Consider the following 12,941-nt stretch of genomic DNA (forward strand, 5'->3'; position numbering starts at 1 on the left):
TTGCAATCTCCTGGCCTTATTCTGAGCCTCCAGCAAACGCCGTGACTGCAACTGCGATCTTGAGCCCCTGCACCTGCTACGTCGCAGTGCCGCCCAAGCCGATCGCAGCCTGCGGCAGCGGCTACAGGTCGTGGAGGGTTCGAGATGTCCAGTCCAGCCATCAATATCGTGCAGATCCGAGCCGCCCAAGGCCGTTCGGATGAACTTGACCAGCATTTGACAACACTCCTCGCCGCCCTGCGCGAGGCCCCGGGTTGCCTGGAGTACACCGCTCGCCGCAGCGTCGAGGATCCCCGGCATTGGACCGTGCGCGGCCAGTGGCGCTCGGCGGCCGAGATGCAGGCGCATTTCCATCTGCCGGCGGCCCAGGGCTTCATCGACCTGCTGGCCAGCCGCCTGGCCTGCGCCCTCGACTTCGAACACTGAGGCATTGGTCTGCGCTTCTTTGCCGGGATTGGTTATAGGCCGGTCGCGCCAGCGGGCTTACCTTGAGTCGGCCCCTTTCGCACCGGAGAAACCGACCATGAAGAAGACCCTCGCTGCCCTGACTTGCGCCCTCGCCGGCCTGACCCTGCTCACCTCCCTGGGCGCCGCCGCCCATGACCCGGAGTACGGCCAGGAGAAACTCAAGATCCTCCAGGAACATGCTCTGAGCAACTTGCCGGGCAAGACCGCGCTGATGCTCACTGTCGACTACGCGCCGGGCCAGGCCACGGTGCCGCACATGCACAAGGGCGCGGCCCTGGCCTATGTGCTCGAAGGCGAGATCACCTCGCGGGTCAACGACGAGCCGGCCATCACCTACAAGGCGGGCGAATCCTGGTACGAACCGGCCGGCTCGCAGCACCCGGTGTCGGCCAACGCCAGCACCAGCAAACCAGCCAGACTGCTGGTGTTCGTGCTCAAGGACACCAAGGATGAGGTGCTGACACCGTTGCAGCAGTAAGCGCCTGGCCGCTGCGCGGAGTACATTTTTTCTGTAGGAGCGAGGCTTGCCCGCGATGACGTCAGTACAAACAGCACAAGGCCAAGCCGATAAAAAGGCGTCTGGCCGCTGCGCGGATCGCGAGCAAGCTTCGCTCCTACAGAAGCCGCGTTTTTTTGTAGCCGCTGCTGCAGGACCTTGAGCCCCTTGCGAGCGTTCCGCTCGATCCTAGCCTGCGGCAGCGGCTACAACATTTCGCGAGACCATAAAAAAGCCCCGTATCTCGCGATACGGGGCTTTTTCATTTAGCGCTCGATCAGGCCGCCGCTACAAGGCCCGATTGACCGCTCATGGCCAAGTCCAGCAATTCGCGGTTGGCCACTGCGTACATGGCGTAGTCGGTGCCGCTGGCGGCACGGATTTCCACCAGCATCGCGCGCCAGCGCTCGACCATGCTCTGGTTCTGCTCCAGCCACAGGGCCACGCGGGCTTCCATGTCTTCTGGCGCGTCGGCCATTTGCAGGACCGAGATGGTGATCGCCCGCTGCTGCCAGTCCACGTCGTCGCGGAAGGCTTCGCGTGCCTGGGCCTGCCAGTTGTTGGCCACCGGCAGATCGCTGATCTGCTGCAGGTACCACGGCAGGTCCAGGGCGCTGCCCACGGCGAAGTAGGCCTTGGCCACATCGGCGGCGTCGTGCCCGGTGACATCCGCGGCCTCGATGATCGGCAACAGGGTGTACAGGTGGGTGGTACCTGCCACCATGCGCGCCAACAGCTCGGGCACGCCGGCTTCGACGTAAGCGGTGTAGCGGGTCTGCCAGCCTTCGCGGGTCGGGCCTTCCAGCAGTTCGTCGAGCTTGAGGCCCAACGCTGCCAGGTGCGGACCGAAGTGCGCGACGTCACGCGCGGCATCCTGCTCGTTGCGGCGACTGCGCAGGAACCAGCGGGTGGCACGACGACCAAGGCGCATCAGCTCGTCCATCAGCTCCAGCTGCACCTGGGCCGAGACCTGGTGGTCCAGGGCCTCGATCTGGCGGAACCAGTGCGGGAGATGGAAGATGTCACGCACAATCACATAAGCACCGGCCACGTTAGCCGGGCTCATGCCAGTGGACTCCTTCAGGCGTTGCACGAAGGTGATGCCCATGTGGTTGACCAGGTCGTTGGCGATCTGGGTGCTGACGATCTCGCGCTTGAGGCGGTGACGGCGCATGGCTTCGGCGAACTTGCTGACCAGGGTCGGCGGGAACGCGGTTTCCATGTCGCGGGTCAGGTAGTCGTCGTCCGGTACCAGGGAGTTGAGCAGCTGTTCCTTGAGGTCGATCTTGCTGTAGGAGATCAGCACCGACAGTTCCGGACGGGTCAACCCGTGGCCGGCGGCGACGCGCTCGTTGAGCTGCTCTTCCGACGGCAGGAACTCGATGGCGCGATCCAGCTTGCCACGGCCTTCCAGGTCGCTCATCAGGCGCTTGTACTCGGCGATCCGCGCGAAGGCGCGACGGGCCGCCAGGGACAGGGCCTGGGTCTGCTTGTAGTTGTTGCCCAGCACCAGGCCACCGACTTCGTCGGTCATGCTCGCCAGCAACTGGTTGCGTTGCTTGTCGGTCATGTCGCCGGCATGCACCACTTCGTTGAGCAGGATCTTGATGTTCACTTCGTGGTCGGAGCAGTCCACGCCACCGGCGTTGTCGATGAAGTCGGTGTTGGAACCGCCGCCATTGAGGCCGAACTCCACACGACCCAGCTGGGTCATGCCGAGGTTGCCGCCCTCGCCCACCACCTTGCAGCGCAGCTCGTTGCCGTTGACCCGCAGCGCATCGTTGGCCTTGTCGCCGACATCGGCGTGGCTTTCGCTGCTGGCTTTCACATAAGTACCGATACCGCCGTTCCACAACAGGTCCACCGGCGCCTTGAGCAAGGCGTTGAGCAGCTCGGTCGGGGTCAGCTTGTCGGCCTGGATGTCGAAGCGTTCTTTCATCTGCGCCGAGATGGCGATGCTCTTCGCGCTGCGCGAGAAGATGCCGCCGCCTTCGGACATGATGCTGGTGTCGTAGTCGCTCCACGCCGAGCGCGGCAGGTCGAACAGGCGCTGGCGTTCAGCGAAGCTGGTGGCCGGATCCGGATTCGGGTCGATGAAGATGTGCAGGTGGTTGAAGGCCGCGACCAGTTGCAGCTTGTCGGACATCAGCAAGCCGTTGCCGAACACGTCGCCGGCCATGTCGCCGACGCCTACCACGGTGATGCTGTCTTGCTGGACATTGATGCCGCGCTCGCGGAAGTGGCGCTGCACGCCGACCCACGCGCCCTTGGCGGTGATACCCATCTTCTTGTGGTCGTAGCCGGCGGAACCGCCGGAAGCGAACGCGTCGCCCAGCCAGAAGCCGTAGTCGATGGCGATGCCGTTGGCGATGTCGGAGAAGGTCGCGGTGCCCTTGTCCGCCGCCACCACCAGGTACGGGTCATCGTCGTCGTGACGCACGACGTTGGCCGGCGGCACCAGGGCGCCGTCCTTGAGGTTGTCGGTGATGTCCAGCAGGCCGGAGATGAAGATGCGGTAGCAGGCGATGCCTTCGGCCGCGATCTCGTCCCGGCTGCCGCCCAGCGGCAGGCGACGCGGCAGGAAGCCGCCCTTGGCGCCCACCGGCACGATCACCGAGTTCTTCACTTGCTGGGCTTTTACCAGGCCCAGGACTTCGGTACGGAAGTCTTCTTCACGGTCGGACCAGCGCAGGCCGCCGCGAGCGACGTTGCCGAAGCGCAGGTGCACGCCTTCGACGCGCGGCGAGTAGACGAAGATCTCGAACTTCGGCACCGGCTTGGGCAGCTCGGGAATCAGGTGCGGGTTGAACTTGAAGCTGAAGTACGACTTGTTATGGCCGTTGCCGTCGGTCTGGTAGAAGTTGGTCCGCAGGGTGGCCTTGATCAGGTCCAGGTAGCGACGCAGGATGCGGTCTTCGTTGAGCACCTGGACATCGTCCAGGGCGGTGAGGATCGCGTGCTCCAGGCGTTGCTGCTTGTCTTCCAGGTCATCACCGGTGAGCTTGCGCGCCAGGTAGAAGCGGGTCTTGAACAACCGGGTCAGCTCGCGGGCGATATCGGTGTGGTTGTTCAGGGTGCTGGCGATGTAACCCAGGTCGAAGCCCAGGCGGATCTGCTTCAGGTAACGGGCGTAGGCACGCAGCAGCGCGACGTCGCGCCATGGCAAGCCGGCGGTCAGCACCAGACGGTTGAACGCATCGTTCTCGGCATCGCCACGGACGATGTGGACGAAGGCGTCCTGCAGCGTGTCGTTGAGCTGCTGGATATCCAGGTTCAGGCCTTCGGCCGCGGTGAAGGCGAAGTCGTGGATCCAGAACTCACGGCCGCTGGCGTGACGCAGGCGATACGGGAACTCGCCAAGCACGCGCAGGCCGAGGTTTTCCAGGATCGGCAGCACGTCGGACAGCGCCAGCGGGGTATCGGCGTGGTACAGCTTGCAGTGCAGCAGCGGCTGGCTGGTGGACTGGGTCAGCGGCTGGTAGAAGCTCATCACCAGCGGGTTGGCCTCGGACAGGCTCAACAGGTGCTGCATGTCGACCACCGCCGAATGCGCGGCGAAGCGCTCGCGATAGCCGGCCGGGAAGCCTTTCGGGAAGTCGGCCAGGACGTTGGTGCCATGGGCTTCGCCGAAGCTTTCGACGGTCAGTGCGGCGTAGTCGTCCTGCCAGCTGCGGCAGGCCTGCACCACTTCTTTTTCCAGCAGCAGCGGGTCGATGTCGATGCGGTTCTTCGGGTCGACCCGCAGGATCAGTTGCACGCGCGCCAGCACGGACTCGGAGAAGAAGGTCCAGAACTCGCAGTCGGTGGCCTTCAGGCGATCCATCAGCACCTGCTGGATCTTCTGCCGCACTTCGGTGGAATAGATGTCGCGCGGCACATAGGCCAGGCAGTAGCAGAAACGACCATACGGGTCCTTGCGCAGGAACACGCGGATCTTGTTGCGTTCCTGGATCTGCACGATCGACATCACGGTGCTGAACAGCTCGTCGACCGGGGTCTGGAACAGGTCGTCGCGGGGCAGCACTTCGAGGACCTGGGCCAGTTCCTTGCCCAGGTGCGCCTTGGCCTGGAAGCCGGAACGCTGTTCGATGATTTCCACCTTGCGGCGGATATAAGGAATCACCCGCACGCTTTCGCCGTACACCGACGAGGTGTACAGGCCCATGAAGCGGCATTCCTTGATCACATTGCCGTCGGCATCGATCTGGCGGATCGACACGTAGTCCGGGTAGGCCGGACGGTGCACGCGGCTTGGGTGCGCGGCCTTGGCGAACGACAGCGGCGTCGGTTCGCGCAGGTAGTTCACGGCGTAGTCTTCGATGCGCAGGTCGTCGACGGTGAGGCCGGCGCGCAGCAGCTTGGTCAGGCCGAGGAAGGAGTCCTGGTCGTACTCGATATGGCCGCCGTGCTGGTCTTCGCGCACCACGAACTCTTCATAGCCGAGGAAGGTGAAGTGGTTGCCCACCAGCCATTCCAGGAAGCTCTTGATCTCGCCCTTCTCATCGGCGTCGATCTCGAACTGGCTGTTGCCGATGCCATCGATCAGTTCCTGGACCTTGGCTTTCATCGGCTCGAAATCGGCGACGGCGACGCGCACTTCGCCGAGCACCTGCTCCAGTTCCTTGCTCAGCACATTGAGCTCGGCGGTGTTGGCGCAGCGGTCGATCTCCAGGTACATCAGCGATTCTTGCAGGATGCCTTCGCCCTGGGTGCCCTTGGGCAGGATTTCCAGCAGCTCGTTCTTGCTGCCGCGACGCACGCTCAGCACGGTGGTCTGCAGGGTGTGGATGCTGTAGCCGCGGCGGTTCAACTCGGTGCGGACCGAGTCCACCAGGAACGGCAGGTCATGGTGCAGCACTTCGACCGCGGTGTGGGTCGACTGCCAGCCATGACGTTCGTAATCGGGGTTGTAGACGCGCACTTGCGGTTGCGCGTGGTCGAAGCGCTCAAGCAGGCGCCAGGCAGAAAGGGTGCAGCCCGCCAGGTCGGACAGCCGACGCTGGGTGAGTTCGTCCAGAGAAATGATGCCGAAGAATTGTTCAGCGAACAGCGCCACTTGTGGCAGTGCCTGTTCACTGATGTGCTGCGCCAGTGCCGCTTGCAGTTGGTGCTGGAAGTCGGCCTTGCTGGCTGCGGTGAAGAACGCCATCTGTGGTACTCCGCTTGGGCTTGTTATTGATGAAAGCGTCGCATGCAATCCCCCTTGCGGGGGTGTCGGTCATCCTGCTCCTGGATCTCGGGCAGAGGTCGCAGGATGACAGGGTGGTGAAGCTGTACGAGACGCTCAGGTCACATTCACCGTTCCCGGAGGGGCATCTGCAAAAACGACTGCCCAGGTGCGCCGGGCAATGCCTTTACAGGTGCTCATCCGTTGCGCAGCTTAACGAGTGCGGCAAGCCCGCTGCTTGCGGTGCTGCGACATATTCGGTCATTGGCAGGCAACTGGCGGGCCAGGCCTTGAACAACACTAGCAGTCGCCGGGCAAAACAGCGGCCGCGCCGAGGCTTTACGGGACTGTCGTGCCAGAAACGGACCATTGCAGCGACGCCGGCGTGACCTGTTCTCTGACACACAAAGCAGCAGAAATTCCCCCGGGCTGGCAGAATTGCACTTTGTTCGCCCCGCTCCCCCACGGAGCCAGACCCAGGACTCGCCCCATGCAAATGACCACCGCCCACCTGATCGCCAACCCGTGCGACGACGAAGAAGACAACATGGCCATGCTCTGCTGCCACAGCAACCAGGGCGAGATGTTCCTGATGACCCGCTACCCGGATGAGGACGAACTGGAAATCACCCTAGACGGCGAACCCTCGACCCTGGACGGGGTGAAAGTCACCCTGGGCCCGACCCGCCTGCTGATCGAAATCGCCGCGACCGACGCCGACGCGCTCAATGGCAGCGACCATCTGGAGATCAAGCACAACACCGCGGCGGCGGACCTGGCGGAAGTCGAGCAAACCCTGCAGAACATCCTCAAGGGCACCGGCACCTATATCAGCGAGCTTTGACCTACGAGCTTTGATCCTACGAGCGTCGATCAACGAGCCCTGATTCAATCCGCTGTGAGCAAGCGACTGGTTTCTTGACAAGAAACCGGCGCCCCGGCATTGTCTGACAACCTGACTTACGAGCCACCTCCTCCATGCTTCAGCTCCAGCGCCCCGACACCCTGGTCGAACGAGTGGTCAACGCCATCCGCAAGGAAATCGACGCCGGTCGCCTGACCGCCGAATCGCGCCTGCCGACCGAACAGCAATTGACCGAGCAACTGAACGTCAGCCGCTCGGTGGTGCGCGAGGCCGTGGCGCAACTCAAGGCCGATGGCATCCTGGTCAGCCGCCGCGGGCTGGGCTCGTTCATTTCGCAGAACCCCAGCGGCAGCGTGTTCCGTTTCCCCAGCCAGAAGGGCCGCAAGCCCGACCTGGTGCAGATGTTCGAAATGCGCCTGTGGATCGAGACCCAAGCCGCCTCCATCGCCGCCCAGCGCCGCGACGAAGCCGACCTGCAACGCATGCGCACTGCCCTGCAGGAAATGCACGACCAGCGCAGCGATCTGGCCGCGGCGGCCCTGGCCGACGTGGAGTTCCACCGGGCCATCGCCGACGCCAGCAAGAACCACTACTTCGTCGCCTTCCATGATTTTCTCCGTGGCCAGTTGGCCGAAGCGCGGCGCACCGCCTGGGAAAACTCGGCGGCCCATTCGGTCGGCGGCTCCGCCGATGCCGGCCGCGAACACCAGGCACTGTACGAAGCCATCGCCGCCGGTGACCGGCAGCAGGCCGCCGCCTGCGCCGAAGAGCACCTGCGGGCCGCGGCCAAACGCTTGAAAATCGACCTGCCGAGTATCGATTGAATCCCTGAAACCACTGTCTGGCGGACGCTGCCGTGCGGCGTCTTTTGTTTGCCTAGCTTTGTCTGACAACCTGATTATCAGACTCAAACAAGAATAACCAAGGTGACATCTGCATGATCTACGACTACTGCATCATCGGCGGCGGCATCGTTGGCCTCGCCACCGCCATCGCGCTGCTCGAACGCCAGCCCGGCGCCTCGCTGCTGATTCTGGAAAAGGAAAACGTCCTGGCCCGGCACCAGACCGGCCACAACAGCGGGGTGATCCACGCCGGCATCTACTATGCCCCGGGCAGCCTCAAGGCCGACCTGTGCAAGCGCGGCGCCCAGGCGACCAAGGATTTCTGCACCCAGCACCAAATCAAGTTCGAGGTCTGCGGCAAGCTGCTGGTGGCCTCCACGCCGCTGGAAGTCGAGCGCATGCACGCCTTGTACGAGCGCTCGCAGCAGAACGGCCTGAAGGTCGAACAGCTGGACGCGAAAGAGCTGCAACGGCGCGAACCGAACATCGTCGGCCTCGGCGGCCTGTTCCTCGATGCCACCGGCATCGTCGACTACAAGCAGGTGTGCGAAGCCATGGCCCGGGTCATCCAGAAGGCCGGCGGCGAAGTGCAGCTGCAAACCAGGGTGCGCGCCATCGTCGAAACCGCCGACAAAGTCACCATCAGCAGCGACGACAAGGTCTGGAGCGCCCGCCAGCTGGTGGCCTGCGCCGGCCTGCAATCGGATCGCCTGGCGGCCCTGGCCGGGGTCAAAATCGACCACCAGATAGTCCCGTTCCGTGGCGAGTACTTCCGCCTGCCGGCGGCGAAGAACAACATCGTCAATCATCTGATCTACCCGATCCCCGATCCGGAGCTGCCGTTTCTCGGCGTGCACCTGACCCGGATGATCGACGGCAGCGTCACCGTCGGCCCCAACGCCGTGCTCGGCCTGGGCCGCGAGAACTATCGCAAGTTCTCCATCAACTGGCGCGACGTGGCCGAGTACGCGACCTTCCCCGGCTTCTGGAAAACCATCTGGAACAATCTCGGTTCCGGCACCACGGAGATGAAGAACTCGCTGTTCAAGCGCGGCTACCTGGAACAGTGCCGCAAATACTGCCCGTCCCTGGAAGTCGACGACCTGCTGCCTTATGAGGCCGGGATTCGCGCCCAGGCGGTGATGCGCGACGGCACCCTGGTGCACGACTTCCTGTTCGCCGAAACCCCGCGCATGGTTCACGTCTGCAACGCCCCCTCGCCGGCCGCGACCTCGGCCATCCCCATTGGCCAGATGATTGCCGAGAGAATCCGCAAAGCCCGTTGATCCCCGCTGCACGGGTGCCTGGCGCCCGCTTGAAAATAACTACAAACAACAAGGAATCCTCAGATGTCAGTACATGAGGCGGCCCCGGCCGCATGCGAAACGCCGCAACAAAAACAGAAACGCCTGCGCAAGGTGGCGGCGGCGACCATCTTCGGTTCGATGCTGGAGTGGTACGACTTCTATCTGTACGCCACCATGGCGGCCATCGTCTTCTCGAAAATCTTCTTCGACCCCAGCAACCCGAAAGTCGCCTCGCTGCTGGCGTTCTCCACCTTTGCCATCGGTTTTATCGCCCGTCCCTTCGGCGGCATCCTGTTCGGCTACCTGGGCGACAGGTTCGGGCGCAAACAGGTATTGGTGATCACCTTCTGCATGATGGGCGTGTGCACCACCCTGATCGGCCTGATTCCCAGCTATGCCTCGATCGGCATCTGGGCACCGATCATCCTGGTGCTGGTGCGGATCATCCAGGGCCTGGGTGCTGGCGCCGAACTGTCCGGGGCGGCGGTGACCTCCTACGAGCACGCCAGCGAAGGCAAGCGCGGCAGCCAGGGTGCCTGGCCAGCGCTGGGCCTGAACCTGGGCCTGCTGCTGTCGTCGCTGACCGTCTACCTGCTGACCATGAACGGCAACGAGTTCCTGCTCTCCGGCGGCTGGCGCATTCCGTTCGTCTGCAGCATCGCCCTGGTCGGCGTCGGCCTGTGGGTACGCCGCAGCATTCCGGAAACCCCGCAGTTCGAGAAGCTGGACAAGGAACAGGACAAACACAACGCCAAGGCCCAGGCCTCGCCCCTCAAGCTGCTGTTCAAGAACGACCTCAAGGGCCTGGCCGTGGTGCTGTTCGTGGCCATCGGCTACAACGCCCTGAGCTACATCTTCAAGACCTTTTCCCTGGCCTACCTGACCCAGTACAAAGGCGTCGAAGCCCATGTCACTTCACTGTCGGTGACCATCGCCAGCCTGGTGGCGATCGTTGCCGTGCCCTGCTTCGGCTGGCTCTGCGACAAGTGGAGCAGCAAGAAGGTGCTGATGCTCGGCGGCCTGTGCTCGGTGCTGTTCGCCTATCCGTTCCTGAGCCTGCTCAATACCGGCGAGCCGCTGATGATCTACCTGGCCATCGCCATCGGCACCGGGGTATTGGCGCCGATGATGTTCGCCCCCCAGGGCTCGTTCCTCAGCCGCCAGTTCCCGACCCAGACCCGCTCCTCCGGCTTCGGTACCGGCCGGGAAATCGGCACTGCCATCGCCGGCGGCCTGGCCCCCCTCGGCGGGCTGGCCCTGGTCGCCAACTCGGCCACTCACTCGACCGACGGCGTGGCGCTGATCCTGGCGGTCTCGGCGGTGATGGTGGTGGTCTTCGCCCTGTGCGACCAGGGCCGCAAGCACTCCAGCTTCAAGAACTGAGCACAACCCACTGACGCGCCGTGCTGGCGGCGCGTCAGGCACCCGCTGCCATCCCCTTCCCCCGATCCTCACAACAGGTCCCGGCGTTGCGGACCCTTACCGGTTATTTGCGCAATTGCACGCCACTTGAGCACCATTTGCATCCGACCTGACCGGTCATTTGCATCGGATTTCACCAGCACGCGTTGTAACCATGATCGGCAGAGAACGGCCAGGAGCCGCTGGGGGACGTAGCAATGACGAAAGAGCAACTATGCTAGGCCTGATGCCGGAATTGATCGAGCAGATCGGGCCTTGCGTCCATACGCCGTGGCAAAACAATGGGAATGGGATCGATCCGCTTGTGTTGGATCGGCCGTTGCTGCCTCTCAAGGCAGGTCTGACAGAGGAGGTCTGAAGTTGCGAATCGCTTTTCTGGTGAACCGGGACGTGGAGAGCAATCTCACGCTCAATTTCCTGTTGCCTGAGATTCACCAGAGCACAGTGGGAATCTTCCTCTCGGAGAGAGTGGGATCGGGCAGGAAGGTGCCACCCATGCTCGGACAACTGGCATTGATCGAGCAGGACCTCTTCAATGCCTTGCCCCCTGGGTTAAGCGGATCGAGCGACCCGGTCAGCAGCGGGCATCGACTCGGTTTTGCAGAACTGCAGCAACGCTTTGGGGTTCCTGTGCAGGTATTGCCCAGCTTGAGGGATCCTGCGGGCCTGCAAATGCTGCAGGATGCGGGAGCGGATCTGTTCATCTCCATCCGCTTTGGTCAAATCCTGAAGAATGAAGCCTTGGCCATTGCGCCACGCGGCGTCCTCAATCTGCACTCTGGCCTCTTGCCTCAATATCGAGGTGTCCTCGCGACCTTCCGGGCGCTGCTGAACGGGGACCCGGAGATCGGTTGCACTCTCCACTGGATCGACAGTCCCGGCATTGATGTGGGTCGCATCATTGACACTGCGCGTGTGGCCGTCGAAAAGGAGCGCTCCTTGCTGTGGCACATCCTTTCACTTTATCAACCAGGCGCGGGTCTCATCATGAACGCAATCAGGCGCTTGGAGCGCGGTGAGCCCATGACGGGGACGCCCCAGGATCCATCTGCCGGGGCCTACTACTCCTTTCCCGACGAGGATGACCTGATGCGGTTCACGACACTGGGGTGGCGGCTCTTCGATCGCGAGGACGTCTGGGATCTTTTCGAATCGTACGGATTTCCGTTGCGCATAAGCGCTCCTTGAGCGCTGGACGGCGGCAAGGCTTGCCGAGGCCTTGTTGCTGGGGCATTGAAAATGCTCAAAACGACGCCGCAAAAGGTTGGCGTCGCTCAACGCAATTACCCATTATTTACAGAAATTTGCCAGGTGCCGTTAGTCGCCAGGGGCCCGGATAGATTAAAGTAACGCCCCCAGCCCTGGCGTTATTCGAACGCCTTCGGTCACCCTCTGCAGGAACAGTCATCGATGGAACATCGTGAAGCGCTACTCGCGCTGCGAACCTTTCTTTCAACGCAGATTCTCGGCCAGGAAAAACTCATCGAGCGCTTGCTCATCGCCCTGCTCGCCGACGGCCACATGCTGGTCGAGGGCGCCCCGGGCCTGGCCAAGACCAAGGCCATCAAAGAGTTGGCGGAAGGCATCGAAGCGCAGTTCCATCGCATCCAGTTCACCCCCGACCTGCTGCCGGCCGACATCACCGGCACCGAAATCTATCGCCCGGAAACCGGCAGCTTCGTGTTCCAGCAAGGGCCGATCTTCCACAACCTGGTGCTGGCCGACGAAATCAACCGCGCCCCGGCCAAGGTCCAGTCGGCCTTGCTCGAAGCCATGGGCGAGCGCCAGGTCAGTGTCGGCCGCAGCACTTATGAGTTGTCGCCGCTGTTCCTGGTGATGGCCACGCAGAACCCGATCGAGCAGGAAGGCACCTACCCGCTGCCCGAAGCCCAGCTCGACCGTTTCCTGATGCACGTGAAGATCGGCTTCCCCGACGCCACCGTCGAACGGCGCATCCTGCAACAGGCCCGTGGCGAAGCGCTGAACGGCGAAACCAAGCCCGAGCGCCGCATCAGCCAGCAGGCGATCTTCGCCGCGCGCAAGGAAATCCTCGGCCTGTACATGGCCGACGCCGTGGAGGAATACCTGGTGCAACTGGTGATGGCCACCCGCACCCCGGCCAAGTTCGACCCGGAGATGGCCGAATGGATCGCCTATGGCGCCAGCCCGCGGGGTTCCATCGCCCTCGACCGCTGCGCCCGGGCCCACGCCTGGCTGGCCGGGCGCGACTTCGTCAGCCCCGAGGACATCCAGGCGGTGCTGTTCGACGTGTTGCGCCACCGCATCATTCTGTCCTTCGAAGCAGAAGCCGCCGGCATCGATCAGGACCGGGTGGTCCAGCGGATTCTCGACGTCGTAGCCGTCGCTTGAC

9 protein-coding genes are annotated in these 12,941 nt (G+C 63.2%); 8 read left to right on the forward strand and 1 reads right to left on the reverse strand.

Annotated elements, in window-relative coordinates:
- Positions 1-144: 144 nt before the first annotated feature.
- Together NRG23_RS05235 and NRG23_RS05240 are read left to right on the forward strand one after the other, a co-directional pair.
- The gene (locus NRG23_RS05235) at positions 145-426 is read left to right on the forward strand and encodes a putative quinol monooxygenase (protein WP_038632105.1); all 282 of its coding nucleotides are present in this window, start codon (positions 145-147) and stop codon (positions 424-426) included.
- 97 nt (positions 427-523) lie between these two features.
- On the forward strand, positions 524-946 hold the full coding sequence (locus NRG23_RS05240; protein ID WP_038632103.1) for a cupin domain-containing protein: 423 nt from the start codon (positions 524-526) through the stop codon (positions 944-946).
- Positions 947-1,241: 295 nt separating this feature from the next.
- On the opposite strand, the gene NRG23_RS05245 is transcribed toward NRG23_RS05240, so the two are convergent.
- Complete coding sequence (locus NRG23_RS05245; RefSeq protein WP_257373895.1) at positions 1,242-6,113, reverse strand: NAD-glutamate dehydrogenase; 4,872 nt, start codon at positions 6,111-6,113, stop codon at positions 1,242-1,244.
- Between the two features lie 508 nt (positions 6,114-6,621).
- Here NRG23_RS05245 and NRG23_RS05250 point away from each other — a divergent pair.
- The 6 genes from NRG23_RS05250 to NRG23_RS05275 all read left to right on the forward strand — a co-directional run bounded on the left by NRG23_RS05250 (position 6,622) and on the right by NRG23_RS05275 (position 12,940).
- A complete protein-coding gene (locus tag NRG23_RS05250; RefSeq protein WP_009048749.1) occupies positions 6,622-6,975 on the forward strand; it encodes a hypothetical protein in 354 nt (117 codons plus the stop codon).
- Between the two features lie 134 nt (positions 6,976-7,109).
- Positions 7,110-7,820, forward strand: a complete 711-nt coding sequence (locus NRG23_RS05255; RefSeq protein ID WP_009048748.1) for a FadR/GntR family transcriptional regulator — start codon at positions 7,110-7,112, stop codon at positions 7,818-7,820.
- 113 nt (positions 7,821-7,933) lie between these two features.
- Entirely contained in the window at positions 7,934-9,127 is a 1,194-nt protein-coding gene (gene lhgO, locus NRG23_RS05260; protein WP_009048747.1) for an L-2-hydroxyglutarate oxidase, read from the forward strand.
- Between the two features lie 63 nt (positions 9,128-9,190).
- Positions 9,191-10,531, forward strand: coding sequence for an MFS transporter (locus NRG23_RS05265; RefSeq protein WP_038632093.1), 1,341 nt, complete (start codon positions 9,191-9,193; stop codon positions 10,529-10,531).
- A gap of 534 nt (positions 10,532-11,065) precedes the next feature.
- Entirely contained in the window at positions 11,066-11,758 is a 693-nt protein-coding gene (locus NRG23_RS05270; protein ID WP_256587584.1) for a formyl transferase, read from the forward strand.
- A 222-nt stretch (positions 11,759-11,980) separates the two neighbouring features.
- On the forward strand, positions 11,981-12,940 hold the full coding sequence (locus tag NRG23_RS05275) for a MoxR family ATPase (protein WP_009048745.1): 960 nt from the start codon (positions 11,981-11,983) through the stop codon (positions 12,938-12,940).
- Position 12,941 lies beyond the last annotated feature (1 nt).

The organism is Pseudomonas sp. T8 (assembly GCF_024610635.1).
Classification (GTDB): Bacteria; Pseudomonadota; Gammaproteobacteria; order Pseudomonadales; family Pseudomonadaceae; genus Aquipseudomonas; species Aquipseudomonas chlororaphis_I.